This is a genomic window from Methylorubrum sp. SL192 (assembly GCF_026672325.1).
Lineage (GTDB): Bacteria > Pseudomonadota > Alphaproteobacteria > Rhizobiales > Beijerinckiaceae > Methylobacterium > Methylobacterium extorquens.
The window spans coordinates 2238510-2263896 of sequence record NZ_JAPPQV010000003.1; the positions used below are offsets into that span (position 1 = coordinate 2238510).

Annotated in this window: 31 protein-coding genes; 13 read left to right on the forward strand and 18 right to left on the reverse strand. The window is 68.8% G+C overall.

Going from position 1 to position 25387, the window contains the following annotated elements; translation table 11 throughout:
- Positions 1 to 15: 15 nt before the first annotated feature.
- The 8 genes from ureG to OVA30_RS11315 form a co-directional block, all read right to left on the reverse strand.
- The gene (gene ureG / locus OVA30_RS11280; protein ID WP_056456208.1) at positions 16 to 630 is read right to left on the reverse strand and encodes an urease accessory protein UreG; all 615 of its coding nucleotides are present in this window, start codon (positions 628 to 630) and stop codon (positions 16 to 18) included.
- A gap of 15 nt (positions 631 to 645) precedes the next feature.
- Positions 646 to 1380: an urease accessory protein UreF gene (locus OVA30_RS11285; RefSeq protein WP_442786097.1), complete on the reverse strand. Its 735-nt coding sequence runs from the start codon at positions 1378 to 1380 to the stop codon at positions 646 to 648.
- A complete protein-coding gene (locus OVA30_RS11290) occupies positions 1313 to 1804 on the reverse strand; it encodes an urease accessory protein UreE (RefSeq protein WP_268175485.1) in 492 nt (163 codons plus the stop codon). Before OVA30_RS11290 ends, OVA30_RS11285 begins: the two co-directional genes overlap by 68 nt.
- 4 nt (positions 1805 to 1808) lie before the next feature.
- Positions 1809 to 2294, reverse strand: coding sequence for a DUF29 domain-containing protein (locus tag OVA30_RS11295; protein WP_056456202.1), 486 nt, complete (start codon positions 2292 to 2294; stop codon positions 1809 to 1811).
- Between the two features lie 32 nt (positions 2295 to 2326).
- Complete coding sequence (ureC, locus tag OVA30_RS11300; RefSeq protein WP_268175486.1) at positions 2327 to 4054, reverse strand: urease subunit alpha; 1728 nt, start codon at positions 4052 to 4054, stop codon at positions 2327 to 2329.
- 2 nt (positions 4055 to 4056) lie between these two features.
- Entirely contained in the window at positions 4057 to 4617 is a 561-nt protein-coding gene (locus tag OVA30_RS11305; protein WP_268175487.1) for an HD domain-containing protein, read from the reverse strand.
- Positions 4614 to 5234, reverse strand: coding sequence for an urease subunit gamma (locus tag OVA30_RS11310; RefSeq protein WP_003600223.1), 621 nt, complete (start codon positions 5232 to 5234; stop codon positions 4614 to 4616). The genes OVA30_RS11305 and OVA30_RS11310 overlap by 4 nt, the downstream gene beginning before the upstream one ends.
- Positions 5235 to 5305: 71 nt before the next feature.
- Positions 5306 to 6244, reverse strand: coding sequence for an urease accessory protein UreD (locus OVA30_RS11315; RefSeq protein ID WP_268175488.1), 939 nt, complete (start codon positions 6242 to 6244; stop codon positions 5306 to 5308).
- A gap of 209 nt (positions 6245 to 6453) precedes the next feature.
- Here OVA30_RS11315 and OVA30_RS11320 point away from each other — a divergent pair, with 209 nt between their 5' ends.
- On the forward strand, positions 6454 to 6972 hold the full coding sequence (locus OVA30_RS11320) for a flavin reductase (protein ID WP_082289768.1): 519 nt from the start codon (positions 6454 to 6456) through the stop codon (positions 6970 to 6972).
- 158 nt (positions 6973 to 7130) lie between these two features.
- Here the strand turns inward: OVA30_RS11320 and OVA30_RS11325 are convergent, their stop codons facing one another.
- Complete coding sequence (locus tag OVA30_RS11325) at positions 7131 to 7379, reverse strand: hypothetical protein (protein ID WP_268175489.1); 249 nt, start codon at positions 7377 to 7379, stop codon at positions 7131 to 7133.
- A gap of 363 nt (positions 7380 to 7742) precedes the next feature.
- Between OVA30_RS11325 and OVA30_RS11330 the strand changes: the two genes are divergently transcribed.
- Positions 7743 to 8000, forward strand: coding sequence for a hydroxyisourate hydrolase (locus OVA30_RS11330; protein ID WP_268175490.1), 258 nt, complete (start codon positions 7743 to 7745; stop codon positions 7998 to 8000).
- A 2-nt stretch (positions 8001 to 8002) separates the two neighbouring features.
- On the opposite strand, the gene OVA30_RS11335 is transcribed toward OVA30_RS11330, so the two are convergent.
- Entirely contained in the window at positions 8003 to 9361 is a 1359-nt protein-coding gene (locus tag OVA30_RS11335; protein WP_268175491.1) for an 8-oxoguanine deaminase, read from the reverse strand.
- Positions 9362 to 10118: 757 nt separating this feature from the next.
- Here OVA30_RS11335 and OVA30_RS11340 point away from each other — a divergent pair.
- Positions 10119 to 10361: a hypothetical protein gene (locus OVA30_RS11340; RefSeq protein ID WP_268175492.1), complete on the forward strand. Its 243-nt coding sequence runs from the start codon at positions 10119 to 10121 to the stop codon at positions 10359 to 10361.
- 76 nt (positions 10362 to 10437) lie between these two features.
- On the opposite strand, the gene OVA30_RS11345 is transcribed toward OVA30_RS11340, so the two are convergent.
- Complete coding sequence (locus OVA30_RS11345; RefSeq protein WP_003600212.1) at positions 10438 to 10671, reverse strand: hypothetical protein; 234 nt, start codon at positions 10669 to 10671, stop codon at positions 10438 to 10440.
- A gap of 555 nt (positions 10672 to 11226) precedes the next feature.
- On the opposite strand from OVA30_RS11345, the gene OVA30_RS11350 reads away from it, so the two are divergent.
- Both OVA30_RS11350 and OVA30_RS11355 read left to right on the forward strand, forming a co-directional pair.
- Positions 11227 to 12240 (forward strand): NAD-dependent epimerase/dehydratase family protein, encoded by a 1014-nt coding sequence (locus OVA30_RS11350; protein WP_268175493.1) that lies wholly within the window; start codon positions 11227 to 11229, stop codon positions 12238 to 12240.
- A gap of 232 nt (positions 12241 to 12472) precedes the next feature.
- The gene (locus OVA30_RS11355) at positions 12473 to 13789 is read left to right on the forward strand and encodes a UDP-glucose dehydrogenase family protein (protein ID WP_238506776.1); all 1317 of its coding nucleotides are present in this window, start codon (positions 12473 to 12475) and stop codon (positions 13787 to 13789) included.
- Positions 13790 to 13844: 55 nt separating this feature from the next.
- Here the strand turns inward: OVA30_RS11355 and OVA30_RS11360 are convergent, their stop codons facing one another.
- Positions 13845 to 14189 carry a hypothetical protein gene (locus OVA30_RS11360; protein WP_003600209.1) on the reverse strand — a complete coding sequence of 115 codons (345 nt, stop codon included), beginning with the start codon at positions 14187 to 14189 and terminating at the stop codon, positions 13845 to 13847.
- Between the two features lie 641 nt (positions 14190 to 14830).
- Here OVA30_RS11360 and OVA30_RS11365 point away from each other — a divergent pair.
- Together OVA30_RS11365 and OVA30_RS11370 are read left to right on the forward strand one after the other, a co-directional pair.
- Complete coding sequence (locus tag OVA30_RS11365) at positions 14831 to 14974, forward strand: hypothetical protein (RefSeq protein ID WP_238506774.1); 144 nt, start codon at positions 14831 to 14833, stop codon at positions 14972 to 14974.
- Positions 14975 to 15284: 310 nt separating this feature from the next.
- A complete protein-coding gene (locus tag OVA30_RS11370; protein ID WP_012254350.1) occupies positions 15285 to 15557 on the forward strand; it encodes a hypothetical protein in 273 nt (90 codons plus the stop codon).
- A 70-nt stretch (positions 15558 to 15627) separates the two neighbouring features.
- Here OVA30_RS11370 and ilvA read toward each other — a convergent pair whose 3' ends face one another.
- Together ilvA and OVA30_RS11380 are read right to left on the reverse strand one after the other, a co-directional pair.
- A complete protein-coding gene (ilvA, locus tag OVA30_RS11375) occupies positions 15628 to 17160 on the reverse strand; it encodes a threonine ammonia-lyase, biosynthetic (RefSeq protein ID WP_268175494.1) in 1533 nt (510 codons plus the stop codon).
- 100 nt (positions 17161 to 17260) lie between these two features.
- A complete protein-coding gene (locus OVA30_RS11380; RefSeq protein ID WP_041929019.1) occupies positions 17261 to 17836 on the reverse strand; it encodes a PilZ domain-containing protein in 576 nt (191 codons plus the stop codon).
- Between the two features lie 437 nt (positions 17837 to 18273).
- On the opposite strand from OVA30_RS11380, the gene OVA30_RS11385 reads away from it, so the two are divergent.
- Positions 18274 to 18492, forward strand: a complete 219-nt coding sequence (locus OVA30_RS11385) for a SlyX family protein (RefSeq protein WP_056456177.1) — start codon at positions 18274 to 18276, stop codon at positions 18490 to 18492.
- A gap of 35 nt (positions 18493 to 18527) precedes the next feature.
- Positions 18528 to 18836 carry a porin gene (locus OVA30_RS11390; RefSeq protein WP_268175495.1) on the forward strand — a complete coding sequence of 103 codons (309 nt, stop codon included), beginning with the start codon at positions 18528 to 18530 and terminating at the stop codon, positions 18834 to 18836.
- Between the two features lie 21 nt (positions 18837 to 18857).
- Here OVA30_RS11390 and dksA read toward each other — a convergent pair whose 3' ends face one another.
- The 3 genes from dksA to OVA30_RS11405 form a co-directional block, all read right to left on the reverse strand.
- Complete coding sequence (dksA, locus tag OVA30_RS11395) at positions 18858 to 19277, reverse strand: RNA polymerase-binding protein DksA (protein WP_003600201.1); 420 nt, start codon at positions 19275 to 19277, stop codon at positions 18858 to 18860.
- A 253-nt stretch (positions 19278 to 19530) separates the two neighbouring features.
- Positions 19531 to 20550: a hypothetical protein gene (locus OVA30_RS11400; protein WP_268175496.1), complete on the reverse strand. Its 1020-nt coding sequence runs from the start codon at positions 20548 to 20550 to the stop codon at positions 19531 to 19533.
- A 1-nt stretch (position 20551) separates the two neighbouring features.
- Positions 20552 to 21925, reverse strand: coding sequence for an MBOAT family O-acyltransferase (locus OVA30_RS11405; RefSeq protein ID WP_268175497.1), 1374 nt, complete (start codon positions 21923 to 21925; stop codon positions 20552 to 20554).
- A 370-nt stretch (positions 21926 to 22295) separates the two neighbouring features.
- Between OVA30_RS11405 and OVA30_RS11410 the strand changes: the two genes are divergently transcribed.
- The gene (locus OVA30_RS11410) at positions 22296 to 22592 is read left to right on the forward strand and encodes a GCG_CRPN prefix-to-repeats domain-containing protein (protein ID WP_003600195.1); all 297 of its coding nucleotides are present in this window, start codon (positions 22296 to 22298) and stop codon (positions 22590 to 22592) included.
- 44 nt (positions 22593 to 22636) lie between these two features.
- Here the strand turns inward: OVA30_RS11410 and OVA30_RS11415 are convergent, their stop codons facing one another.
- Positions 22637 to 23077 (reverse strand): flagellar assembly protein FliX, encoded by a 441-nt coding sequence (locus OVA30_RS11415; RefSeq protein WP_012254358.1) that lies wholly within the window; start codon positions 23075 to 23077, stop codon positions 22637 to 22639.
- Between the two features lie 253 nt (positions 23078 to 23330).
- Here OVA30_RS11415 and OVA30_RS11420 point away from each other — a divergent pair, with 253 nt between their 5' ends.
- The 3 genes from OVA30_RS11420 to OVA30_RS11430 are packed head-to-tail and all read left to right on the forward strand — an operon-like array spanning position 23331 to position 25328.
- Positions 23331 to 24473, forward strand: coding sequence for a flagellar basal body P-ring protein FlgI (locus OVA30_RS11420; protein ID WP_003606663.1), 1143 nt, complete (start codon positions 23331 to 23333; stop codon positions 24471 to 24473).
- A gap of 26 nt (positions 24474 to 24499) precedes the next feature.
- Positions 24500 to 24859, forward strand: a complete 360-nt coding sequence (locus OVA30_RS11425; protein ID WP_003606664.1) for a rod-binding protein — start codon at positions 24500 to 24502, stop codon at positions 24857 to 24859.
- A complete protein-coding gene (locus OVA30_RS11430) occupies positions 24849 to 25328 on the forward strand; it encodes a hypothetical protein (protein WP_012254360.1) in 480 nt (159 codons plus the stop codon). The genes OVA30_RS11425 and OVA30_RS11430 overlap by 11 nt, the downstream gene beginning before the upstream one ends.
- Positions 25329 to 25387: the final 59 nt, after the last annotated feature.

Genomic DNA, 25387 nt, shown 5'->3' on the forward strand with positions numbered 1-25387 from the left:
TTTTGCGAAGCACCCTCAGCCCAGCCCCCCGGCCTCGACGATGAAGCGGGCGACCGTGTCCGCCCCGTGCCCTTCGCGCAGGGAGGCGAACACGTAGGGCCGCGTGCCGCGCATCCGCTGGGTGTCGGCCTCCATCACCGAGAGGTCGGCGCCGACGAGGGGGGCGAGGTCGGTCTTGTTGACGATGAGCAGGTCGGAGCGGGTGATACCGGGGCCGCCCTTGCGGGGGATCTTCTCGCCGCCCGCCACGTCGATGACGTAGAGGGTGAGGTCGGCCAGTTCCGGCGAGAAGGTCGCCGCGAGGTTGTCGCCGCCGGATTCGATCAGCACGAGGTCGAGCTTCGGGAAACGGCGGCGCATCTCCGCCACCGCCGCGAGGTTGATCGAGGCATCCTCGCGGATCGCCGTATGCGGGCAGCCGCCGGTCTCGACGCCGAGGATGCGCTCCTCCGGCAGGGCGCCGGCCACCGTGAGGATGCGGGCATCCTCCTTGGTGTAGATGTCGTTGGTGATCGCGCAGATCTCGTAGGAATCGCGGAAGCGGCGGCAGAGCTGCTCCATCAGCGCGGTCTTGCCGGAACCGACGGGTCCGCCGATGCCGACGCGCAGGGGTCCGTTCTCGGATGCCATGACTTCCAAAAATCCTCAGGAGCGGAAGATGCGGGAATACTGCGTCTCGTGCCGGAAGGAGCCAAGATCGAGCCGCAGGGTTGCGCTGCCGAGCGCGTCGAGTCTGGCCTCATGCAGCGCCTCGGCCAGTCCGGCGACGCGAGGGGTCAGCGCGGCGAGAATCGTCGTGCCCGCACTCTGGCCGACCGGCGCCACCCGCAGCGCGGCCGAGACGAGGTTCTGGAGGAAGGCGAGGCCGTAGGCCGCCACCGTCGCCTCCCGCGCGACGCCGTGCGCCCCCGCCGCCGCACCGACGGCGACCGGGTAGGCGACCTCGGCGTTCAGCCGGTCGGCAACCGTCGAGAGGGCAGGGCAAGGCCAGGCCCGCAGCGTCGCATCCAGGAAGCTCCGCCCCTGCTGGCTCGTCTCCAAGTGAAGCTCGCGGGAGGGGGCGAGTGCCAAAGCGAGGTCGTTGATCTCGGCCAATCCTGCATCGTCTCCGGCCTCGGTGACGCGATGCGCGGCGGCACAGAAGATCATGTCGTTGCGCCCCGCGCCCCGCTCCAGCACGTCGGCGAGCCAATCGCCGAGGGTGGCGGCATCGCGGACGTCGCCGCACTCCACCGCCCATTCGAGCCCGTGCGAATAGGCGAAGGCGCCGACCGGATAGGTCGGCGAGAGCCACGCCATCAGCCGCAGGGCGTCAATCATGGGCGTGCGGATGATCGTGCGAATGTCCGTGACCGTGGCCATGTGCATGACCGCCGGCATAGGCCCCGCCCTCGGGCCGGAACGGCCGCGTCACCGGCTCGGCGCTGCCGCCCAAACCCCGCACCATCTCGGCGAGCACGTGGTCGTGACCGATCCACACAGCCTCCTCGCCGATCTCCGCGGGGATGTGCCGGTTGCCGATATGCCAGATCAGCCGCTTGAGGGCGTGCGGGGTGGGCGCGCGGATTTCCAGGAGCACCTCGGGCGCCGCCTCGACCCAGACGAGCCGGCCGTCCTCCAGCGCGAGGGCGTCGCCGTCATCGAGCACGGTCGCCTCGGCGAGGTCGAGCAGGAACGCGGTGCCGCCGACGCCGCGCATCGCCATACGGCGGCGATGCCGGTCGTTCGAGTCGAGCACGATGCGATCGACGATCTCGCCGGAGCCGAGACGGTCGCGGCGGATGACGCGGGTGGCGCGGATCATGAGCTCAAGATTGATCGAGGAGCCCAGGCTCCTTCGGAAAGTAGTTCGGGTCGAGTGCCTGTTCGACGGTGAAGGGAGGTTTCTCCGGAAACAGGCTGAAGTCGATACCGGTTTCCTTGGCCGCCTCCAGGCGAGCAGAGAGATAGCATTCCGAGAAGACTTCGGCCGGATAGCGCTTCAGGCTTGGACTCGACTTCAGGATCCGCCCGATGCGCATGCGCTGCTCTCGCAGTGTCGCCTGCCAACTGCTCGTCCGGGCGCCCGGCTGGAACTTCCATTTGAGGAGATGCGCCAGCAGGATGTCGAGGCGGCTCTCGATCTCGCGCTTCTCGCTGCCCCCCACGCTGGCCACCTCGTCGATCAGGTTACGAAGATCGAGTTCATCGAACCGACCTGCGCGCAGCAATTCGGCCTGGGCCTGAGTCCAGGCGTAAAAATCCCTGTCATAGAGATCGGCCGCCGGAGGCGGCTTCAGCGCAGCCCTGGTCATCAAAGGACCTCCTGTCACAGGCCAATCATAGCTCAGAACAGGAAGTAGCGCTGCGCCATCGGCAAGACCTCCGCCGGCTCGCAGACCAGCAATTCGCCGTCGGCGCGCACGTCGTAGGTCTCGGGGTCGATCTCGATGTTCGGGGTCGCGTCGTTGAGGATCATGCTCTTCTTCGAGATGCCGCCGCGCACGTTCTCCACCGCCACCAGCTCCTTGGAGACGCGCAGCTTCTCTTTCACGCCGTCCTCGAGCGCCGCCCGCGAGACGAAGGTGAGCGCGGTGGCATAGGGCGCCCGGCCGTAGGCGCCGAACATCGGCCGGTAATGCACCGGCTGCGGCGTTGGGATCGAGGCGTTGGGGTCGCCCATCGGCGCGGTGGCGATCATGCCGCCCTTGAGCACGAGGTCCGGCTTCACGCCGAAGAAGGCGGGCGTCCACAGCACGAGGTCGGCGAGCTTGCCCGGCTCGATCGAGCCGATATGGCGCGAGACGCCGTGCGCGATGGCCGGGTTGATCGTGTATTTCGCCACGTAGCGCCGCGCGCGCAGGTTGTCGTTGCCCGACGCGTCTCCGGGCAGGGCGCCGCGCTGGCGCTTCATTTTGTCGGCGGTCTGCCAGGTGCGGATCACGACTTCGCCGACCCGGCCCATCGCCTGACTGTCGGACGACATCATCGAGAGCGCGCCGATGTCGTGCAGGATGTCTTCGGCCGCGATGGTTTCCTTGCGGATGCGGCTCTCGGCGAAGGCGAGGTCTTCGGGAATCGACGGGTCGAGGTGGTGGCACACCATCAGCATGTCGAGATGCTCGTCGATGGTGTTTTTTGTGAAGGGCCGCGTCGGGTTCGTGGATGACGGGAGCACGTTCGCGAGGCCGGCGACCCGCATGATGTCCGGCGCATGGCCGCCGCCGGCACCCTCGGTGTGGAAGGCGTGGATGGTGCGGCCCTTGAAGGCGGCGATGGTGTCCTCGACGAAGCCCGATTCGTTGAGCGTGTCGGTGTGGATCATCACCTGCACGTCGAAGGCGTCCGCCACCGAGAGGCAGGTATCGATCGCGGCGGGCGTGGTGCCCCAATCCTCGTGCAGCTTCATCGCGCAGGCGCCGGCGCGGATCATCTCCTCCAGCGCGCCGGGCACCGAGGCGTTGCCCTTGCCGGCAAAGGCGAGGTTCATCGGGAAGGCATCCGCCGCCTCGATCATCCGGGCGATGTGCCAGGGGCCGGGGGTGCAGGTGGTGGCGAAGGTGCCGTGCGCCGGCCCGGTGCCGCCACCCAGCATCGTCGTCACACCGGAGCAGAGCGCCTCCTCGATCTGCTGCGGGCAGATGAAGTGGATATGGCTGTCGAAGCCGCCGGCCGTGAGGATCTTGCCCTCGCCGGCGATCACCTCGGTGCCGGGACCGACGACGATGTCGACATTGGCCTGAACGTCCGGGTTGCCGGCCTTTCCGAGCTTGAAGATACGGCCGGCGCGGATGCCAACATCGCATTTCACGATGCCCCAATGGTCGAGCACCACCGCGTTGGTGATGACGGTATCGACGGCGCCCTCGGCGTTGGTTGCCTGCGACTGGCCCATCCCATCGCGGATCACCTTGCCACCGCCGAACTTCACCTCCTCGCCGTAGGTCGTGAGATCGCGCTCGACCTCGATCTCGAGGCTGGTGTCGGCGAGACGAATACGGTCGCCGGTGGTCGGCCCGAACATGGCGGCGTAGGCCGCGCGGGGGAGGGCGGCGGGCTTGCGGGTGTCTGCCATTTCTAAAGAGTCCTTCGCGCCTCGGCGACGGCGCGGTCGAAGCGATCTTCCAGGGCGGTGTTGGTGCCGCGGCAGCCCGCCACGACCTCTTGCGCCCAGGCGATGTAGTCGGCGATCCGCTGCCGCTCCCAGCCTTCCGGCGGGCTCGCCGTCAGCGAGCGGAGATTGCTGGTCTTGTCGGCGAGTTTGATCGCCTTGGCGCCCGCCGACTTGTGCGGCGCCGCCTCGACTTGCCGCCGCTTGCGCTCCGCTTTCGGGAGAGACTTGTCGTCCGTCACCTCCGCGACGAGACTGGCGACACGCGGGCCGAACAGGCGCTCCAGCTCTTCGCGGTCGGTCTGCGTGTCCTCGAGCGTATCGTGGAGCCAGCCGGCGGCCACGAGGGCGGCGTCGGGTTCCCCCATCGTCTCCGCGAGAAGGCAGGCGACTTCCGCCAAATGGTTGAGGTAGGGCTCACGCGCGGCGCCCTTCCTCTGCTGGCCCGCGTGCCGGCGGGCGGCGAAATCGGCCGCGCGCGACACGAGCGCGACGTCCCCCCGACGATCCAGATCGAGCCCGCTCACAGCGGCCCCATCACGTCGCCGCGGAAGCCATAGACCTTCCGGTCGCCCGAGAGCGGCACCAGCGCCACCTCGCGGGTCGAGCCGGGCTCGAAGCGCACCGCCGTGCCCGGTGCGATGTCGAGGCGCTGGCCGCGGGCCTTGTCGCGGTCGAACACGAGGCCGGGATTCGCCTCGAAGAAATGGTAGTGCGAGCCGACCTGGATCGGGCGGTCCCCGGTATTGGCCACCTCGATCACCGTGCGCGGCGCGCCGGCATTGAAGACGATCTCGCCGGGCAATGTCGTCACCGTACCCGGCACGTCCGCCGAGGGTGCGCCGCGGATCGGGTGGTGGACCGTGACGAGCTTGGTCCCGTCGGGGAAGGTCGCCTCGACCTGAATGTCGTGGATCATCTCGGGCACGCCCTCCATCACCTGGGAGGCATCGAGGACGCGGGCGCCGGCCTGCATCAACTCGGCGACGGAGCGCCCGTCGCGGGCGCCCTCGACCACGAAGTCGGTGATGAGGGCGATCGCCTCCGGATGGTTGAGCTTCACCCCCCGCGCCAGCCGGTTGCGGGCGACCTGGGCGGCCATGGCGACGAGGAGCTTGTCTTTCTCGCGGGGCGTAAGGAGCAAGGCGTGCGTCCTGAGGTGAGAGTCGGGCGGGCCTGAAGGTGGGCCGAGCAAGGATCATGCTCGGCTCAAGGTCAAGCTGGTGAGGTCTGCCACACGCGCGGCATCGGCTGCCCGCGCCATGCGGCGAGGAAGCGGGCGGCGGCGTCGCGCAGGGGAGCGACGGTGGGGGCCAGCATCCGCACGGCGAGGTGGCCGTTCCAGGCGCTCGCCCCGGCCTCGACCTGCGCCGGCAGGGCGTCGAGAAGGGCACGGGCCTCGTCGAGCCGGCCTTCCGCACGCGGCGAAAGGTCGAGGATCGTCGCCAATGCGCGGGCCCCGCCGCCGATCGCCCGGCGGTCCATGAGGGCCGTGACCGCGCCGTCGAGGCACAAGCTGTCGGCATAGACGAGGCGGCCGTCGCGGCGGATGCGCCAGCGATCCTCGAACAGGGCCTCTTCCAGGTTTTCGCCGCGGGCGGCACGGCCGAGCACCGCGATCTCGGCGACAAGCAGCGACGCGTCGGGGGCAAGATCCGCCTCGAAGCGGCGCACCAGCCGGGCGCGGTCGAACAGGATCGTCTCCTGCGGCAGCCAATCGAGCCGCCCGCCCGCGCCGACGCTGGCCCGGTTGACGATCTGCGCGCAGGGTCCGTCCGAGCGGTAGATCTTCTCCGCCGCGGTGGTGGTCAGCACGCAGGTCCCACCCGGCTCGACCGTCACCGACACCGTGAACACATCGCCGCAGGCGATGCCGCCGCCGGTGTTGACGAGCACGCCTTCCAGCATCCGCTCGGCCCCCTGGCGGGGACAGCGCAGGCGCAAGGGACCGCTCTCGGCGAGATCGACGATCCGCGTCGGCGCGTCCGCGGCCGTTCCGGCCGGGGCGACGCGCAGATGCACCGCGCCCTGCGAGCGCTGGCGAGACAAGGCGGGGCGGAGCGGTTCGGCGGCGGGGATCGGACGGCCTCCGGCGGAGCGGGTGCCGGCTTCATCGGCCACCCGAGCCCTTTTCCGCAAGGTGGCGGGCCCCATCGGTCGGGTGCCATCCCGCACCGATCTTTGGCAGCGATGGCACAGGATGCGGGCAGCGACGGCCGTTCTTGACCGTGAGGTGGTCACTCTTCCCCTTGACCGGAGCGGCCGGAACGCCCACCGCGTCATCGTTTCAAGGGCGTTCAACCGAGCCTTGCGACGTCCTGCTCAACGATCGGGACCTCATCCGGCCCCGAGAGGCGATCGTCATGATTTCATCCGACCCCGAGGCCGTCTCCGCCTCGGCCTACCGCGAAGCGATGGCTCAGCTCGCGAGTGCGGTGCATCTCGTGACCACGGACGGGCCCGGCGGCCGTGCGGGTCTGACGGCGACGTCGGTGTGCAGCGTCAGCGACGGCCCGCCGACGCTGCTGGTTTGCCTCAACCGCAATTCAACTGCCTATCCGGCTTTCCTGCGCAACGGCGTGCTCTGCATCAACACGCTCACGGCGGCCCATGAAGGCCTCGCCACCGACTTCGCCGGCCGCGTGCCGCAGGCGGAGCGCTTCGCGGGACCGGACTGGGGCCGGTTGCAGACCGGCGCTCCGGTGCTGGCGGGTGCCCTCGTCGCCTTCGATTGCCGGATCGTCGATCGCCACGAGGTCGGCACGCACGACGTGCTGATCTGCGCGGTCGAGGCGCTCGCCGAGATCAGCGGCGCCGAGAGTTTGCTCTATGCCGGGCGACATTATCGCGTCCTGCCGCGTCCGGATTCCAAGGGCGATTGATCACCCCCGCAGAGGCGGAAAGCCGGCAGCGTCGCTGAGCGCCGAGGCGGCTTGTTTCGCAACGGCCCTCGATCGAGGCGCTGCGCCCGCAGCCTCGAAGCCCGGCCGCTCGGTAGGGAGCGGCCGGACGCATCGAAGCAAGGTCGCCCGACAGGCGCTCAGCGCTCGTAGTGGCGCGCGCGGGCGGTGTTGGCGTTGAAGGTGCTGCGGGTCTGACGCTCGGGCGCGACCAGGCGGGGATCGCGCTCCGGGACGCCGAACAGGTTCAGCGGCTCGGCCGAGCGGGAAACGCTGCCGGTCGCCTCCGGCTGCGGCGCCCCGGACATCCGGCCCCGGTCTCCCGCGAAAGCGCTACCCGAAGAGACCGCGAGCGCGACGAGTGCGGCGGAGAAGATGCGTACGGACATGTTCTTGTCTCCCGAACGAAGTGTTTCGGTCAGGGAGATAAGCACGGCGCGGGCGCGATGCTCACAGAATTTGTGCAGCGAAGCCCACCGGATAGCCACCGATTGCGTACAATGCGGGCAGCAACAGAACGCTTCAAACAACCCAAGCTGCAGACCGCAGCCTCGGCGGTACGATATTTTCCATACTTCTCCGTGATTTAGCTATTTCTCGAAAGAATCTGCCTGCTCGCATAGCATGTGGCATGATCCTTTCCCGACATGTGCGCACGGACACGGCGCGCGTTTCTGCCGGGACTAAACGAGCGGCATCCCGTGAAGGGGTACCGCGCCCACCCCGCCTAGCCGATCGTCGGGGGCGAATCGATGACAGTCGCCCGCGCCGTGACCCATGCGGACGGGCACACTGATGCCCCGCTGATCGGCGGTCGCCCGGTGCCGATCGCGACCCACGAACCTCGCTTCCCAATCGGCGAGCATTTCCGCCGCACTGGGCTCATCCTGTCGGAGTCCGCTTTCCTCGACGTGGTGCCGATGCGCTTCTGTGCGGCGGAGCCGGAGGGGCCGTATCACGTCCCACTCGTCGCCAGCCCCTGGAGCGGCCAGAACGATCGCGGACGCTGATGTCAGCCGAACAGGTGCCGGGCGAGCCGCGAATGCTCCTCGCGCAGGCGTCCGGTCTCGATGCCGAGCGGTTGCCCGTCGATCATCCGCCACGTGCCCGCGACCATCACCCGATCCGCCCGGTGGGCCCCGCACAGCACGAGCGCCGCGAGCGGGTCGTGGGCGCCGGAGAAGCGGAGTTCGTCGAGGGTGAACAAGGCCAGATCCGCCTCGCGGCCGGGCTCGATCCGGCCGATATCGCTGCGTCCGAGGCAGGCGGCGGAGCCCTCCGTCGCCCAGCGCAGGGCGTCGAGATGGGTCACGGCCTCCGCGCCGTAGGTCAGGCGGTTGATCATCAGGGCGTGGCGCACGCCCTCCATCAGGTTCGAGCTGTCGTTGGAGGCCGAGCCGTCGACGCCGAGGCCGACGGGGGAGCCCGCCGCCTCCAACTCGCAGGTCCGGCAATGGCCCGAGGCCAGCACCATGTTCGAGGTCGGGCAGTGGCACACGCCGACGCCGGCCGCGCCGAGGCGGCGCACCTCGTCGTCGTTGAAGTGGATGCCGTGGGCGAGCCAAGCCCGCCGCGTCATCCAGCCGACCTCTTCGAGGTAATCGACCGGGCGCTGCCCGAACGCTTCCAGGCAGAAGGCGTTCTCGTCGCGAGTTTCGCCGAGATGGGTGTGAAGCGGGCAATCGTAGCGCTCGGCCAGCACGGCGCTCTCCCGCATCAGCCGCTTGGTAACGGCGAAGGGGGAGCAGGGAGCGAGCCCGATCCGCACCATCGCGCCGGGCTCGGAATCATGGAACAGGCGCAGCACCCGCTCGCTGTCGGCCAGGATGGTGTCGTCGTCCTGCACCAGCGCTTTTGGCGGAAGGCCGCCCTCGTCCTGCGACAGGCTCATCGAGCCGCGGGTGACGACAGCGCGGATGCCGAGGCTGCGCGCCTCCTCGACCTGAATATCGACGGCGTTCTCCAGCCCCTGCGGGAACAGGTAGTGGTGGTCGCCCGCCGTGGTGCAGCCGGACAGGAGCAGCTCGGTATAGGCGAGCCGCGTCGCCAGCCGGAACGCCTCGGGCGTCAGCCGACCCCAGATCCCGTAGAGCGCCTGCAGCCAAGGAAAGAGCGGCTTGTTGATCGCCGCCGGATGGGCCCGCGTCAGCGTCTGGAAGAAGTGGTGATGCGTGTTGATGAGCCCGGGGATGACGACGTGCCGCGAGGCGTCGAACGTCTCGTCCACCGGTGCGGCGGGCTGCCCGCCGGCCGGCACGCGTTCGGCGATGCGGCTACCCTCGACGACGACGCCCCCGCCGGCTCCGTCCGCCAGGATCGCGAGGGGATCGCGTATCCAGAGCCGCCGCGCGACCGTGCCATCCGCTGCCATGCCGACTCCTGAGATCGATCGAAGGTGAGACCGGACCCGTTACCGCTCCGGTTGTATCGGACAGCGAAACGAGAGCGCATTCCGACGAAGTGGTCACCGGTTCGCCGAAAGAATGTGCGTCAAAGCAAGGACCGACAGGCGCCGGCCTGATGCGATCAGGTCGGATACGGCTTTAGGGGTGGAGCCGCCGAGGCGAAAGCGTCTTGCCTGAGACTTCTGGTGGAAGCTTCGCAGAACTTCGCGTTTTGATACATGGATCTATGGACGCCGTGCGGAGGCGCCCCTATCTTTGCTGAAAGCTTCCGCAGCGGGTGCCGATGCACGCGATGCAAAAGCCCACGGCCGGCGTTGTCCTTCTCCGACCCCGAGAGGATTTTCCATGTCGCGCGGCAGCCGCTTTCCGACCTTTCTCCTCCTGCTCGGCACGATCCTGGCGGCGCCTTCTGCTGGCGCCGAGGAGAAGGCCGCAGGCCAATGGACCGATCCGCCGGCCAAGGTGAACACTCCGGCGATGAACGCGGCCGCGACGAAACCGGCCGCGACTCCTGCGAAAATCGAAGAGCCGAAGGTCTCGGCCCGTTCCGAAGCCCGGCCGGCTCGACGCGCGGCCAAGGCTCGCCCGGAGCGGGTTCGAACGGCCACGATCCGCGCCCGGCCGATCCGGCAAGCACGGGTGGAAGTGTCGCGGAAGGTAGAGAGCCGACCGAGCCGGCGGGTCGTGGCCCGGATGATGCCGCCACCAAGGACGGTCAGGGCGATGAGACGGAGCCTGAGCCCGGTCTATGGGTACATCGCACCCGATGCCCCGGCCGAGGCCTATTACGAGCAGCGCCGGGTCGGAACCGTCGGGAACAGGCCGGGCGAGCTCGGCCTCCCGTCGGACGGCTCACCGGCCTATCGCGCCGTCGGGATGGGCGGGGACGGCCACCTCGTCATGCGCTGGCGAGGGCCGGGCGTGCCGACCGGCCTCGTGAGCAGCCAGCCATCACCGTTCGACTGATTCGGCGCGGCATAGGTGATCGACTCCGCCTTTCGACAGAGGCGGGGCCGTCAGATACCGGAGACGTGAGAGGCGTTCAGCGAGCGCGGCCGGGACGAGCCGGTTCGAACACGATGCGGCGGTGATAGGCGCACCAGCTCTTGCCATCGGCGACCGGAGCCCCGCAGCACACGGCCTGGTCGCTCGGCTCACCGATGATGAACTTGCAGACGAAAGTGCCGGATTGCGCGAAGGGAACACGAAGATCGGCGGACGGTTCGGCAATCGCATCGGCCTCACCGACTTGCGGCAGGCGGAAAAGTTGGTTCATCGTGCGGACACTCGGTGTTCGGACTCGCTGGACCCAAGCGAGGGGCGGCACAGCGCCCTGGGCCTGGACGGATGTTTCGGCCGGCCCGCGCGTCTCACGCGATCCGTACGACGACGGTCAGTCCCGGCGGAACGCGGGACCGGCGTCGCGAACGGGCGCAAGACGAAGGTCGGCTGATAGTCTGGTGTAAGTATACCTGATTCCCCGACAAACAACCCCTGAGCCGGCGCGACAGCTGCGCGCTGGAAGCAGGGTTAGCTCGTTCACCGGGCGAAAGGCGGGCGGACACCTGCCTGAAAAACCCTGTGAAAACGATAATCGAAGTTGAGACACAACGTTCCCGATCCGCCCGGCGACCGGCCTCATGACGGCTGATTGCGTTCCTTGCGACGCGGGCGGGCGGACGCTATCCCGTTTCGGATGGCCTCATGAAAATCCCGGCGACCGATCACCGCTCCAATCGCCTCTCCTCTTGGCAAGGCACTTGGCACGGCGGCGCAGCGGGAGTTGAGTGAGCGACACGGATCCTCTGGAAGACGGCGCACCGGGCCTCGCATGCATGCTCTCGTCACGGGCTCGGCCGGCTTCATCGGCCACGCGCTGAGCCGCCGCCTGCTAGCGGCGGGCTTCGGCGTGACGGGGTTCGACGGCCTCTCGCCCTATTACGATGTCGGGCTGAAGCGCGCCCGGCACGCGGATCTCGCCCAATCTTCCGGCTTCGAGGCGGTGGAGGCCCGGCTCGAAACGCCCGGCGCGCTCCTCGACGTGATGGCGCGGGTCAAGCCGGACCTCGTCTTCCATCTCGCGGCGCAGGCGGGCGTTCGCTACAGCCTCATCGACCCCGGCGCCTATGTCGAGGCGAACCTCGTCGGCTTCGCCAACCTGCTGGAGGCGGTGCGCGCCCACCCCGTCAAGCACCTGCTCGTCGCCTCGACCAGTTCGGCCTATGGCGGCAACGCGAGCGTCCCGTTCCGCGAGACCGACCGTGCGGTCTCGCCGCTCACCCTCTACGCCGCCTCGAAGCTCGCCAACGAGGCGATGGCGCATTCCTACGCCCACCTGTTCCGCATACCGACGACGGCGTTCCGCTTCTTCACGGTCTACGGACCGTGGGGGCGGCCGGACATGGCCCTGTTCCTGTTCACCCGGAAGATCCTGGCGGGCGAACCGATCGAGGTGTTCGGCGAGGGCGCGGCGGAGCGCGACTTCACCTTCATCGACGATCTCATCGACGCGATCGTCGCGCTGTCGGAGCGCCCGCCGCCGATGCCGTCCGAGGGCGGCCCGGTCTCGGCCGCCGACACGCTGAGCACGGTCGCGCCCTATCGTATGGTCAATATCGGCGGCGGCCGCCCGGTCCGGCTCGATGCCATGATCGGCGCCCTGGAGGCGGCCCTGGGACGCAAGGCCGAGCGCGTGCTGAAGCCGCTCCCGCCCGGCGACGTGATCCGGACCCATGCGAGTCCCGACCTGCTGCGCGACCTCGTCGGCCGCTTGCCCGAGACGCCGCTGGAGACCGGCATCCCCGCCTTCGTAAGGTGGTATCTCGACTATTACGGGGACCAGTAGAGCCCTTGCGGGCCAGCGCCTCGGAGCAGAGGCCCTGGACGGCGCGTCGCCCGATCCTCGTTCCCGAAAACGGATCACAGCCTTTCGGGACTTCGCCTTCCCCCGGATGCGCCTGCGCCGGCCACGCTGAGCGAATTGCCCGCATCGGAAAATATGCCGACCCTCGTGACGGGCGGTCTCCTCGACGGTTCTTGAGGATCAGGGTCCGCCACTTCAGGGAGACGGACCACCGATGCGCATCGCGATGATTGGCTCGGGCTATGTCGGCCTCGTGTCGGGCGCCTGCCTCGCCGATTTCGGCCACGAGGTCGTCTGCATCGACAAGGATCCCGGCAAGATCGCCGCCCTCAACGAGGGCCGCATGCCGATCTACGAGCCCGGCCTCGACACTCTCGTCGCCGAGAACGTGCGCGCCAAACGCCTCTCCTTCTCCACCGACCTCAAGCCCGCCGTGGCGCAGGCGCAAGCCGTGTTCATCGCGGTCGGCACCCCGTCCCGCCGCGGCGACGGTTTTGCCGACCTCTCCTACGTCTATGCCGCGGCCCGCGAGATCGCCGAGGCGCTGACCGGCTACACCGTGGTCGTCACCAAATCGACCGTACCCGTCGGCACCGGCGACGAGGTCGAGCGCATCATTCGCGAGGCCCGCCCCGACATCGATGTCGGCATCGCCTCGAACCCCGAATTCCTGCGCGAGGGCGCCGCCATCGGCGATTTCAAACGGCCCGACCGCATCGTCATCGGCGCCGAGGACAACCGCGCCGCCACCGTGATGCAGGAAGTCTACCGACCGCTCTACCTCAACCAGGCGCCGATCCTGTTCACCGGACGACGCACGGCCGAGCTGACCAAGTATGCCGCCAACGCGTTCCTAGCCACCAAGATCACCTTCATCAACGAGATCGCCGATCTGTGCGAACAGGTCGGGGCCAACGTGCAGGAAGTCGCCCGCGGCATCGGCCTCGACAACCGCATCGGCGGCAAGTTCCTGCATGCGGGGCCGGGCTATGGCGGCTCGTGCTTCCCCAAGGACACGCTGGCGCTGGTCAAGACGGCGCAGGATTACGGCACGCCGGTCCGGATCGTCGAGACGGTGGTGGCGGTCAACGACCAGAGGAAGCGCGCGATGGCACGCAAGGTGATCGCGGCCTGCGGCGGGTCGGTGCGGGGCAAGCGGGTGGCGCTCTTAGGCCTGACGTTCAAGCCGAACACCGACGACATGCGCGACGCGCCCTCGCTGTCGATCATCGCCGGCCTGCAGGATGCGGGCGCACAGATCGTGGCCTACGATCCGGAGGGGATGGAGCAGGCGCGGCCGCTGCTTCAGGCCGTCGCTTACGCCGAAGATGCGTATGCCTGCGCGGAAGGGGCCGACGCGCTGGTGATCGTGACGGAGTGGAACGCGTTCCGGGCGCTCGATCTCGCCCGGCTCAAAGGTCTGATGCGCGCCCCCGTCCTCGTCGATCTGCGCAACGTCTACGCGCCGGAAGAGGCCCGCCGCCAAGGTCTGCGCCATGTCGGCGTCGGCGCCCTGGCCCGCTACGACTGATCCGGCTGTCAGTCGATCGGTCTCCCGAGCCTGGTCCCAAGAGCCGACGGATGGCCTAACGCACCGCGCGGCGGGTGAGCAGGAGATGCATCCCCTGCGCGGCGAGCCCTCCGGCCAGAGCCGCGCCGCCCTTCACCAGAAAATCGATGAGCCGGCCATGCCGGCTCACGGTCAGGCCCTGTGCCGCCTCGAGCCCCCCGGCCAGCGCAACGGCCACGAGGAGCGCCCATCCCCAACGCCGCGGATACGAGAGCACGAGCAGGAAGCCGAATAATGCGTAGGCGCCGGCCCGCTCCAGGGTCGGGGGCGCCAGGACCGGACGTGCCTCGAGCGGCGAAAGCGTCACGGCGACGAGGCCGATGGCCACGACCCATGCCATCAGGCGAACAAGCGTCAGCATAAGACCTCGTGCGCGCAAGCCGGCACCGAGGTCAAGCGCGCCGGTCGAGCGCGCCGCCCGAAGCCCCGGCGCCAGCCATCAGGCTCACTCAACCGACGCGGCGATCAGTGAGAAGACCAGCCCGAGGGCGAGGTTGCAGGCGAGCAGGATCGTGAACAGGGTCATGGCCGCATCACGCCGTGCAGGTCAGGACGATCGCGGCGACACGGGCAGCGGCGACGATCTTCGGCATCTTTCCCCTCCTGGAATCTCACATTTCGCAAGAAGCGGGCTAGCCTTGGCGGTTTGCCGACATGTTGCGTCGATTGTTGCGTTGAATGCACGGCCGGCTGGATGCGGTGACGGAAGAGGCGTCATGCGCTGTGAGGCTTAAAAATATCTTTGAGGATGCCCGAGACTACTTAAGTGCAAATGATGCCGGATATCCCTAATTTGGAGGATGCAATTGTCCCGAAATCATTGCCTGCTACGACCCGAGGGGGCCCAGGCCGCAGTGAGACCGGGGCGTGCCAAGGGGGCGCCGGCTGCGGCGCGGCGCCCCCCGAGGGGGACGGGTCATGGTGAGGAATGGGGCGGTTCATCCGCGCTGGGTCTTGCGCAGGGACGAGCGGCGGACCGGGCGATACAACGGCGACAAGGTGGTGCGGTGGATCGCACGCCCGACGCTGATGAAAGGGCGCAAGAAGGGATCGGCCGATGCCGATGCCGAGGACGGCACGGGAAGCTACGCGCCGCCGTCCCGCCCGAACGGATACGGGGGCCTGCGGCTCGTCTCCGACACGTGATGTGACGGGAGAGGTCGGGGGCATCGCCAGGGCCATCGGGCATGCGCTCGATTCCCTCGCACGAGGCCCCCGGCGCACAATCACACCACCGCCATGCGGTCGCCTCGCAACCAAGGTCCGCGTGCGATGCTCATGTCGGCGCCGGCAGCAGACCGGGCTGGTTCTTGCGCAGGTTCCGAGAGAGTTTGCGCAAGATCCGTGAGGATTGAGGCTGCTCTCGACTCGGGAATCCCTTGGCAATGTCTTCGGCGCGGTACATGCTCGCCGTCGAAAGCCGCCGGACAACGCGGCGGCATCGGAGGGTCGTCCCATGCTCGCCGCCAATCGCTTGGTCAAATCGGCCTGGATCGCCGTCGATGTCACCAAGGAGCGCACCGAACGGGTGCTCGTGGTCGAGGCCTATATCGCCGTCAGTCCGCTCGAGAAGAATTTCGACGCCCACCGCTACGACAAGGTCGTGGAAGATGTGCGCCGCGTTCTCGCCGAACATCCCGAGATCGATCGTGCCTCGATCCTGAGCATGCATCGGGATGCCGGCTGCACCGCCCTGTTCCGCAGCCAGCCCGCTCACGCCACCGCGTAATGCGATCCGGTCCCCGCCGGATGACCGGCAAAGGCCCGCGTGACGGACGCGGGCCGGGCGCGACGGTGCGTCAGTGGTCGGCTGCTCCGATGCCGTTGTCGAGGAACAGCCGGTAGGCCGGGTTGTCGGTCTCGTCGACATAGGGATAGGCGAGCGCTTCGAGGGCGGCGTCGAAGCGGGCGCGCTCCGCTGTCGGCACCTCGATCCCCGCGAGCACCCGGCCGTAATCGGCCCCGTGATTGCGGTAGTGGAACAGGCTGATGTTGAAGCCGTCGCCGAGCGCTTCCAGGAACTTCATCAGCGCGCCGGGCCGCTCGGGGAACTGGAAGCGGTAGAGCCGCTCGTCGGCGAGCCCCGCCGCGCGCCCGCCCACCATGTAGCGGACATGCACCTTGGCCATCTCGTTGTCGCTCATATCGGCGACGCGGTAGCCGGCGCTCTCCAGGGCCGCGATCAGGTCGCGCTTCTCGGGCTTGCCGCCGGGCAGGTTGATGCCGACGAAGATGCGCGCGTCGCTGCCTTGCGCGTAGCGGTAGTTGAATTCGGTGATCGCGCGGGGCCCGAGCGCGCCGATGAAGGCCCGGTAGGCGCCGGGCCATTCGGGGATGGTGACGCCGAGCAGCACCTCGCGTTCCTCGCCGATCTCCGCCCGCTCGGCGATGTGGCGCAGGCGGTCGAAGTTGAGGTTGGCGCCCGACGAGATCGCCACCAGCGGCCCGGTACCGGGATTCATCGCTGACCAGGCCTTGGCGCCGGCCAGACTCAGTGCGCCCGACGGCTCGGAGATCGCGCGGGTGTCGTCGAAGATGTCCTTGACCGCGGCGCACATCGCGTCGGTGTCGACGGTGATGACCGCGTCGAGATGCTCGCGGCAGAGCCGGAAGGTCTCCTCGCCGGCCTGCCGCACCGCGACGCCGTCGGCGAACAGCCCGACGCTCGGCAGCATCACCCGGTCGCCCGCCCGGAGCGCCTCGGACATGGTGGCGGCGTCGTCCGGCTCGACGCCGATCACCTTGGTCTCGGGGCGCAGATATTTCACGAAGGTGGCGATGCCGGCGGCCAAGCCACCGCCGCCGATCGGCACGAAGATCGCCTCGATCGGTCCGGTATGCTGATGCAGGATCTCCATGCCGATCGTACCCTGCCCGGCGATCACCTCGGGATCGTCGAACGGGTGCAGGAAGGTCAGGCCCCACTGCGCTTCGAGGCGCCGAGCCTCCGCCAGAGCCTCGTCGAAGGCGTCGCCGTGCAGGACCACCTCGGCACCGCGGGCTCGGCAGGCATCGACCTTGATCGCCGGGGTCGTGCGCGGCATCACGATCACCGCCCGCACGCCGAGCTTGGCCGCCGCCAGGGCCACGCCCTGCGCGTGGTTGCCGGCCGAGGCGCAGATCACGCCGCTCTCGAGCCGCTCCTGGGGCAGCGAGGCCATCTTGTTGTAGGCACCGCGCAGCTTGAACGAGAAGACCGGCTGCAGATCCTCGCGCTTGAGCAGCACGGGACGGCCGAGCCGCTTCGTCAGCCGGGGCATCGGATCGAGGGGGCTCTCGATCGCCACGTCGTAGACGCGGGCGGAGAGGATCTTCTTGATGTAGTCGGTCACGGGCAGGCTTTCGGCCGCGTCATCGGGCAGGGCACGCCCGGGACTTAGTCCTTCCGCGGCCGGGATGCGAGGGCGGGATGCGAGGGGAAGGGCCGCACCGTCAGAGCCGGATCCCGGCATGGACCTGCCCGGGATCGAGGGGAAAGGCGAAGGCCGCGCCGATGCCGTCCCGGAAGATGCGCACCACCTTCGCCGCCGTGTCTCCGATCGTGATGCTCGCCCCGCGCGAAAGCGTGTGGTCGATCGCGAGCGCTGCGCCGGACGACGAGACGTTGATCAGCCGACCGGGCAGGACGCGACCGTCTTCGAGGGTCACGAGCACGTCCTTGCGCGCTGGGTTGATCCGCGGATGCGCCCGCGCCGACTCGAAGGTCCGCCCCTGCTCGCGGGCCAGCGCCAGCATGGTGCGGGCGACCTCGGCCGCCCGCTGCCGGGACGCCATCAGGCGGACGACGAACTGGTTGTCGCCGCTGCTGACGACGCGGGCCTCGACCTGGCCGATGTAGCGGATGCTGCAGGTGAGCGGCTCATTGACCGCCGGATCGGAGGCCGACCGGAAGGTGATGCCGGTGCGGGAAAGATCCTGCGTCACCGCGTAGAAGTCGGGCTGCCGCCGGCTCCAGCACAGCGCAGGGAGGAACACCGTATGGAGGTTGGAAGCTGGGCGCTCGATCATGGTGCCGCGTGTCATCGTTGCGCGACACTGGCCTTGCAGCCCTGAAGGGAAAACGCCGAAAATCCCTCGACTTTTCCGAAATTTTCGCGGCCGAGCCGCCGGACCAAGCGCCCGAATGTGGCGAGGACCGCCTCGCCTCACCGCCGACCCAGTCCTGGTCTCGCCCCTGTCGAACAGGTTCGAATTCAGAGGACGTCTCTCGGCTTTCTAGCTTGTAACCGACAAAGATTTTTACACGACATTTCTCTCAGCGAACGAAAACGCTGGCGACAATACGAAACGGAATTCGGTGGCGGGCCTTCAGGCCGGATGAATTCCGATCCCAGCCGATAGCCATTCCCGGGGAGCATATCATTCATGCTTAGATACGATGGCGAACGGGGAGTGTTGATCAGAGCCGGTTGTCAGGGAGCGGCCGCTCCGGGCATGGTCAAGCGATGAGCGACCTGCCGCCCGACACCGATCGCCTTGCACGCCTCGAGATTCGGCTGACCGAGCAGGAGGCCATGATCGAGGATCTGAACGCGGCCATCACCGCGCAGTGGAAGGTGATCGACCGGCTCACCCGGCAGCTCGGCCGGTTGCAGGAGCAGGTCGAGGACAGCGCCTTCCGGAGCGCCAGCGGCGCGCCGGAGCCGCCGCCACCGCATTACTGAGACGCGCTGACGTCGTGAGGGCAGGGGAGAGCGTAATGCGGAGCGTGATGCGCTGCCTCGGCCTGTGCCTCGCACTGGTGCCATTCTCCGCAAGCGCGTTCGAGCGCGCACCGCATCCTTCCGAGGCGCCGATGGAACCCTGCCCGAGCCAGGGGGCGGGCTTCTTCCGGATTCCGGGCACGGCGAGCTGCATCCGCCTGTCGGGCCGGGTGACGGCCGGTGCCGATGTCGGCCCGCGCCATCGTGCCGTCCCCGTGCAGGGCCGCATCGCGGTCGATACGAGGACCGATTCCGCCCTCGGACCCGTCCGCAGCTTCGTCCGGATCGAGGCGGGACAACGCTGAGGAACGCCGAAGCGGCCCGGGTCAGTCGTCGCGATAGACGCGCTCGCGGCGCTCGTGGCGTTCCTGCGCTTCCAGCGACAGGGTCGCGATCGGCCGCGCATCGAGCCGCTTGAGCGAGATCGGCTCGCCGGTCTCTTCGCAGAAACCGTAGGAGCCGTCCTCCAGCCGGGCCAGGGCCGCGTCGATCTTGCTCGTCAGCTTGCGCTGACGGTCGCGGGCGCGCAGCTCGATCGCCCGGTCCGTCTCCGAGGAGGCGCGGTCGGCGATATCCGGATGGTTCTCGTTCTCGCTCTGAAGCGCGGTGAGAGTCCCCTGCGCCTCGCGCAGGATCTCGCTCTTCCAATTGAGCAGCTTGCGCCGAAAGTACTCGCGCTGCCGCTCATTCATGAAGGGCTCGTCGTCGGAGGGCCTGTAGCCGTCCTCGATCGTGACCTTCGCCATCGTCTTATCCTCGCGCTCCCTGCCGGTCAGCGGCGATCGTCGGCGAGGCTATAATCGAGCCGGGCAAGCTCTACAACGCGCGGATGCCGCCTTGCACCGTCTCGCGTGAAAAGCTCTCGCGATGCGGCATAGACGACACGCTCAAGTGGCCCCAGACCCGCCGTCAGGTTGAGCCGGTGGGTCCGCTGCCACAGTCGCGCGATGGAGGCCGCCCACGAACGCAGGGACTGCTCCTCCATGAGACCATCCCGGTTCAGGGCGTACCGCGCAGCCGGACGAGGGCGGCGGCGATCGCGTCGGCCAGGGGGCGGGCGAGGGCGTGCCGGTAATGGGTCTGGTCGAAGAACAGGCCGGGATCGTGCAGGGCCGGCCGCTCACGCCGCGCATCGATGAGCGCGCTGCGCCCGTGCCGTTGCAGTGCCGCCGACGCCGCGCTTCGGCACGCGGCCTCGGCCTGGGCCCGCGGCGTGCCGGGCCGGGGGAGGCCGGCGGCGTAGACCGGTGGGAAGACCAGGACCACGGCGGTCTCGGCCGGCAACGCGGCGAGGGCGGTGCCAAGACGGTCCGCGGCGGGAAAGTCCGGCCCTGCTTTGCCCGGAGCCGCCGCGTCGGGCAAAGGTGTTTCGCGCATGACGCGGAGGCGTTCGTCGTCGAGCGTGCCGCGCTTCAGGAAATCCAGCTCGTAGTCCGACCAGCCGTCGGCGGCCGCCCGCTTGCGGCGCGCACCGACGAGCCAGCCGATGCGGCCAACGACTTCCTGCGCCACGGAAAAGCGCAGGAGACCGTGCAGATAGGCAAGCGGATCGGGGCTGTAGAGCCAGAACGGGAACGGCTTGTCGTTGGGCAGCGCCGGATCGTCGGTGCACCAAAAATCGTCCACCGAGAGGATCACGGCCTGCGGCGCCGGATGGTGGCGCAGGAACCAACCGAGCAGCGCGAGCTGCTCCCCAGGGCCCGTCCCAGGCACGGAGAGCTGCACGAAGGGAATGCCGGTCGCCGCCGTGAGCCGCGCGGGCTCGATCAGTTGGATGTGCGAATTGCCGAACACCGCCCCGGCGAAAGCCGGGTCGCGCCCGCGTGACGCGGCGGCGGTGCGCGGACCCTGCGGGCGCACGGCGCCGGCCGAGAACAGCGTCGAGCGCCCGCTGTCGTAGGGATCGATCAGGACAGCGAGCGTGAGATATCCGGCCAGCAGGCCGATGGCAGTCCCAAGGAACCGGCGCGCGAAGGCCGCCCAGTCCTGCCGCCCATGGCTGCCGGAGGCGGGTCCCATCTCAGAACTGGAAGTAGATGAATTCGTAGTTCGCATCGTCCCCGATCTTGAGGAGCACGACGACGAACAACAGGGCGAAGGCGGCCGCGAGCCAACGGTTCGGCGGCAGGCGGTGCACGGCGGCCCAGGCGGTCGGGCCGATCATCGCGACGGCGGCGGCGATTGCAATGGTGCGCCACTTGAAGCCCGCCCCCGTGGGCGCCAACCCGAATAGCCCCTTGTAGATCGCCAAAGCCGCCTCGAACGAGGAGGCGCGGAACAGGACCCAGGTCAGGATCACGAATCCGGCCGTCAGCGCCCAGCCGAGGAGGTGCGGCAGCCGTCCGCCCGCCCGGCGCCAGAGCACGCCGGCCCCGAGGCCCACGCCGTGGGCGGCGCCCCAGGCGACGAAGGTCAGCCCCGCCCCGTGCCAGAGGCCGCCGAGCGTCATGGTCGCGAACAGCGCGCCGACCTGGAGCGCGAGACCGCGGCGGTTTCCGCCCATGGCGATGTAGAGGTAGTCGCGCAGGAAGCGCGACAGCGTCATGTGCCAGCGCCGCCAGAAGTCGCGCAGCGAGGTGGCGCGGTAGGGCACGTCGAAATTCTGCGGCAGCACGATCCCGAACAGCAGCGCGAGGCCGAGCGCCATGTCGGTGTAGCCGGAAAAGTCGAAATAGATCTGGAAGGTGAAGCCGAGTGTCGCCTGCCACGCCTCGGCCATCGTCACCGCCTTGCCCGCGGCCGCCGCCTGGAACACCGGGTTGACGTAGACCGAGAGCGGATCGCCGAGGAACACCTTCTTGGAAAGCCCAACGGTCAGCAGCATCAGCCCGCGCCCGATCCGCTCGGCCGCGTCGGGACGCGCGTAGGGGCGCTCCTCGAACTGGTGCATGATCTCGCTCCAGCGCACGAGCGGGCCGGCGAGAACCTGCGGGAAGAAGGCGATGTAGAGGGCGTAGCGGGTCAGCCCGAAGCCCGGCGCGCGCCCGGCCCTCAGGTCCGTCAGGTACATGATGTGGTGGAAGGTGAAGAACGAGATCCCGAGCGGCAAGGCGAGGTCGATCCGCGGAAGGTCGATGCCGGGGATCATGTCGGCGAGATCGGTGAGGAAGCCGAGATACTTGAAGGCGCCCAGCACCGCGAGGTTGCCGGCGAGTGCCAGCGGAAACAGCCAGCCGGTGCGATCCTGCGGCAGGGCGCGGGCTACGAGCCAGTTCACGCCGATGGAGGCGAGAAGCAGCGGCAGGAAGCGCCAATCCCACCACGCGTAGAAGACGAAGGACAGCCCGACGAGAAGCGGCAGCCGCGCCTGCGGCCGATAGCGTTCGGCGGCGGCGTGCAGCAGCAGTGCGGCCGGCAGGAAGGCGAGCAGGAAGACGAAGGAGTTGAACAGCATCGCGGCGCGGACGATTCCCTTGGCGATCCGGTCTCTCGGCGATCCGGCTCCGCTGGCGATCCGGTGAGACCGGCGCGCGCCCGCTCACGCGGCCAGCCTTGTCGAGGATCGAAGCGGAACCGTCAATCGCGCCGAAGCGTCTCGGGGCGCGTCGGAATCATCCTCGCCCCTGGGGATACCGTGAGGGGCAGACGGAAATACCGGCAAGCAACCAGGGTCCGGACTACGGATGACCTGGATATGTGCAAGGCTCACCGGCAGTGGTCGTGCAGCATCGCGAAGGAGACGCCTCAGTCAGCTTCGGTTCATCGAGGCAGACCTAGCTTCGGGCATCGGCCGTATGGTCCGGCCGCAACGGAGAAATCGTACGATGACGCACGCGAAGGCGTTCGCATTGGCTGCGGTAATCGCCGGCAGCCTTGGTGTTGCGGGCAGCGCCCAGGCGGCGCCCTTCAGCCCCGCTCCCCTCGCGACCGCGACGGACAACGCGCTCGTGGAGCGCACCGCCGGCGGCTGTGGGCCGGGCTTCCACCCCAATCCCTGGGGCATCTGCCGCCCGAACTGGGGTCCGCGGCGCTACTGGGGCGGCCCGCCCCCCGGCTATTATCGCCCGCGGCCGCTCTACCGGCCCTACGGCTATTACCGCCCACGGCCCTATTACTGGTGATCGTACGGGCCGGACCTCGCAAAGGGGTCCGGCCCTTTTCGTGTTCAGGCGCCGCGCGCTGCTTCGAGCTTGGCGAGTTCCACCGCCGCGCGCAGTTCGATCTCGGCCACCAGCCCGTCGAGGCGGGGGTCGCCGCTCTCCGCATTCCGCTCGGCGAGACGGCCGGCGATGGCCTGAAGGTCGCGCGTCGCCACCCGCCCGCCGATCAGCGCGGCTTTCAGGCGGTCGAGCCCGTCGAGCAGGTCGTGCCCGCGCTGCACCGAGCGGCGGCGGCGCTCCTTCTGCGCGTCGGCCCCGTCCTGTCCCTGGAGCGTGAGGAGGGCGTCGAGCCCGGTGAGCATGCCGGTCTGACTCGCGCCCGCGGTCGCCGCCCGGGGCGTCTCTTCCGCTCCCGACGTCGGGGCGAAGGCGCCCGGCGCGGCGGCGCGGCGGGTGGCGTTGAGCGCACCCGCGGCGGCCGCGGCAAAGCGTGTGTCGACGCGCATGATCGTCCGAAACCTTTTCGCACCCGACGATGCACGGCGGGTGCCGATCTTCGAAGACATCGGCCGACAGGGTTAAGCGCGGGTAAACAGCCCGGCAGAAGCTGCCGGGGCGGCAGGAAACGCTCTCGTCCCCCATGCCACTCCGGCGGCACCGAAAAAGAGAAACGGTCTCATCTTCAGCGACTTAGTGTTTGGCACGGCCCTGGCAGAGATCGAACCGGCGTAAAGTCGCCTGTCCGGCTGCCGAGTTCCGATGCCCCTGCCTCGTCCCCTGTCTCCTGCCCTGTTCGCCCGCCGTCTCGTCGCGGTGCTCGCCTGCCTCGCGGTCCTGCTGCCGCCGGCCCCGGCCAGCGCCCTGTCGCGGGTCAAGGATCTCGCTGCCGTCGAGGGCGTGCGCTCCAACCAGCTCGTCGGCTACGGCATCGTGGTCGGCCTCAACGGCACCGGCGACACCCTCAACAACATCCCCTTCACCAAGCAGTCCCTGCAGGCGATGCTGGAGCGGCTCGGCATCAACACCCGCGGCGCGACCATGCGCACCCAGAACCTCGCGGCGGTGATGGTGACGGCCAACCTGCCCCCCTTCGCGACCCAGGGCACGCATATCGACGTGACGGTCTCCTCGCTCGGCGACGCCAAGTCGCTTCAGGGCGGCACCCTGGTGGCGACCTCCCTGCTCGGCGCCGACGGTGAGATCTACGCCCTGGCGCAGGGCTCGGTGGCGATCGCCGGCTTTTCGGCGGAGGGCGAGGCCGCCAAGATCACCCGCGGCGTGCCGACCAACGGGCGCATCTCCAACGGCGCGCTGGTCGAGCGCGAGATGGCGTTCAAGCTCAACGAGGCGCGCTCCCTGCGGCTGTCGCTGCGCAACCCCGACTTCACCACCGCCAAGCGGATCGCCTCGGCGATCAACGACTTCATGGGCGCCGACACCGCCGAGCCGACCGACCCGGCGACGATCACCCTCCAGATCCCGGCCAAGTACCGCGGCAACATGATCCGCCTCATCACCGAGGTCGAGCAGCTCAAGGTCGAGCCCGACCAGACCGCGCGGGTGGTGGTGGACGAGCGCTCCGGCATCATCGTGATGGGCCGCGACGTGCGGGTCTCCACGGTCGCCATCGCGCAGGGCAACCTCACGGTGACGATCACCGAGCAGCCGATGGTGAGCCAGCCCGCGCCGCTGTCGAACGGCCAGACTGCGGTCGTGCCGCGCACCGGCGTGAAGGTGGATACCGGTGACGGCAACAAGCTCGCCCTGGTGAAGGAGGGCGTGAGCCTGCGCGAACTCGTCGACGGCCTCAACGCGCTCGGGGTCGGCCCGCGCGACCTGATCTCGATCCTTCAGGCGATCAAGACGGCCGGCGCGCTCCAGGCCGACATCGAGCTGATGTAACTTCTTTCCCCTTGGGAGACCGCACCATGCTGCCCCTCGCAACCTTCGCGGCCTCCGCCGCCGTCGGCGTCGGCAAGAACCTGCTCAACACGCTCGCGAAAACCGACGCGAACACGATGGACACGGCCAAGTCCACCGCCTCGGTCAAAGCGCGCAAGACCGCCGACGACTTCGAAAAGATGTTCCTGGAAGACAGCTTGGAGAAGCTGACGCAGAGCGAGGGCACGGAAGGGCCGATGGGCGAGAACGGCACCGGCGGCGGCGTCTGGCGCTCGATGATGACCAAGGAATACGCCAACGCCATCGTGAAGACCGGTGGCGTCGGCATCAGCAATCAGGTCTATTCCGAGATGATGCGGATGCAGGAGGCGGGCAATGGCCGCTGATCGGACCCTCGCCCTGCGCCTCACCGACCGCCCCTCGGCCCAGACCTTCGTGCGCGGGCTGCTCGCCACCATGATCGAGCTGGAAGCGGTGCTCACCCGCGAGAGCGACGGCGTGCGGGCCGGGCGGATCGCCCAGGCGCTGACGGACTCCGCGTCGAAATCCGAACTCGCCTCCGCCTACATGAACGGCCTGGAGGCGGCCAAGGCCAACGCGATCGCGCTCGCCCGCTTCGCGCCGGAGGGTCTGGAGGCGCTGAAGGCGGCCCAGCACCGCTTCGCCGCCGTGGTGGAAACCAATCAGCAGGTGCTCGCCACCGCCCGCGCCGTCTCCGAAGGGCTGATCAAGGCCCTGGCCGAGGAAGTCGCCAAGGCGCGCACACCCACCGTCTACGGTCGCCCCTCCGTCTCGCCCTCGCCCTACGGCCGGGGTGCCCAGGGTGGGCCGCTGGTGTTCTCGCGCAGCCTGTAAGCATCGGCGACACGATCCGGGGCTGCGGCGCCCCGGCGGCCCCGTGACATCAGGTGCCA

Bases quoted from the DNA above. Each gene is read 5' to 3' on its own strand.
- ureG (WP_056456208.1), bottom strand. From the start codon at position 630: ATGGCATCCGAGAACGGACCCCTGCGCGTCGGCATCGGCGGACCCGTC.
- OVA30_RS11285 (WP_442786097.1), bottom strand. From the start codon at position 1,380: ATGCCGGCGGTCATGCACATGGCCACGGTCACGGACATTCGCACGATC.
- OVA30_RS11290 (WP_268175485.1), bottom strand. From the start codon at position 1,804: ATGATCCGCGCCACCCGCGTCATCCGCCGCGACCGTCTCGGCTCCGGC.
- OVA30_RS11295 (WP_056456202.1), bottom strand. From the start codon at position 2,294: ATGACCAGGGCTGCGCTGAAGCCGCCTCCGGCGGCCGATCTCTATGAC.
- ureC (WP_268175486.1), bottom strand. From the start codon at position 4,054: ATGGCAGACACCCGCAAGCCCGCCGCCCTCCCCCGCGCGGCCTACGCC.
- OVA30_RS11315 (WP_268175488.1), bottom strand. From the start codon at position 6,244: ATGGGGCCCGCCACCTTGCGGAAAAGGGCTCGGGTGGCCGATGAAGCC.
- OVA30_RS11320 (WP_082289768.1), top strand. From the start codon at position 6,454: ATGATTTCATCCGACCCCGAGGCCGTCTCCGCCTCGGCCTACCGCGAA.
- OVA30_RS11325 (WP_268175489.1), bottom strand. From the start codon at position 7,379: ATGTCCGTACGCATCTTCTCCGCCGCACTCGTCGCGCTCGCGGTCTCT.
- OVA30_RS11330 (WP_268175490.1), top strand. From the start codon at position 7,743: ATGACAGTCGCCCGCGCCGTGACCCATGCGGACGGGCACACTGATGCC.
- OVA30_RS11335 (WP_268175491.1), bottom strand. From the start codon at position 9,361: ATGGCAGCGGATGGCACGGTCGCGCGGCGGCTCTGGATACGCGATCCC.
- OVA30_RS11340 (WP_268175492.1), top strand. From the start codon at position 10,119: ATGAGACGGAGCCTGAGCCCGGTCTATGGGTACATCGCACCCGATGCC.
- OVA30_RS11345 (WP_003600212.1), bottom strand. From the start codon at position 10,671: ATGAACCAACTTTTCCGCCTGCCGCAAGTCGGTGAGGCCGATGCGATT.
- OVA30_RS11350 (WP_268175493.1), top strand. From the start codon at position 11,227: ATGCATGCTCTCGTCACGGGCTCGGCCGGCTTCATCGGCCACGCGCTG.
- OVA30_RS11355 (WP_238506776.1), top strand. From the start codon at position 12,473: ATGCGCATCGCGATGATTGGCTCGGGCTATGTCGGCCTCGTGTCGGGC.
- OVA30_RS11360 (WP_003600209.1), bottom strand. From the start codon at position 14,189: ATGCTGACGCTTGTTCGCCTGATGGCATGGGTCGTGGCCATCGGCCTC.
- OVA30_RS11370 (WP_012254350.1), top strand. From the start codon at position 15,285: ATGCTCGCCGCCAATCGCTTGGTCAAATCGGCCTGGATCGCCGTCGAT.
- OVA30_RS11380 (WP_041929019.1), bottom strand. From the start codon at position 17,836: ATGATCGAGCGCCCAGCTTCCAACCTCCATACGGTGTTCCTCCCTGCG.
- OVA30_RS11385 (WP_056456177.1), top strand. From the start codon at position 18,274: ATGAGCGACCTGCCGCCCGACACCGATCGCCTTGCACGCCTCGAGATT.
- OVA30_RS11390 (WP_268175495.1), top strand. From the start codon at position 18,528: ATGCGGAGCGTGATGCGCTGCCTCGGCCTGTGCCTCGCACTGGTGCCA.
- dksA (WP_003600201.1), bottom strand. From the start codon at position 19,277: ATGGCGAAGGTCACGATCGAGGACGGCTACAGGCCCTCCGACGACGAG.
- OVA30_RS11400 (WP_268175496.1), bottom strand. From the start codon at position 20,550: ATGGGACCCGCCTCCGGCAGCCATGGGCGGCAGGACTGGGCGGCCTTC.
- OVA30_RS11405 (WP_268175497.1), bottom strand. From the start codon at position 21,925: ATGCTGTTCAACTCCTTCGTCTTCCTGCTCGCCTTCCTGCCGGCCGCA.
- OVA30_RS11410 (WP_003600195.1), top strand. From the start codon at position 22,296: ATGACGCACGCGAAGGCGTTCGCATTGGCTGCGGTAATCGCCGGCAGC.
- OVA30_RS11415 (WP_012254358.1), bottom strand. From the start codon at position 23,077: ATGCGCGTCGACACACGCTTTGCCGCGGCCGCCGCGGGTGCGCTCAAC.
- OVA30_RS11420 (WP_003606663.1), top strand. From the start codon at position 23,331: ATGCCCCTGCCTCGTCCCCTGTCTCCTGCCCTGTTCGCCCGCCGTCTC.
- OVA30_RS11425 (WP_003606664.1), top strand. From the start codon at position 24,500: ATGCTGCCCCTCGCAACCTTCGCGGCCTCCGCCGCCGTCGGCGTCGGC.
- OVA30_RS11430 (WP_012254360.1), top strand. From the start codon at position 24,849: ATGGCCGCTGATCGGACCCTCGCCCTGCGCCTCACCGACCGCCCCTCG.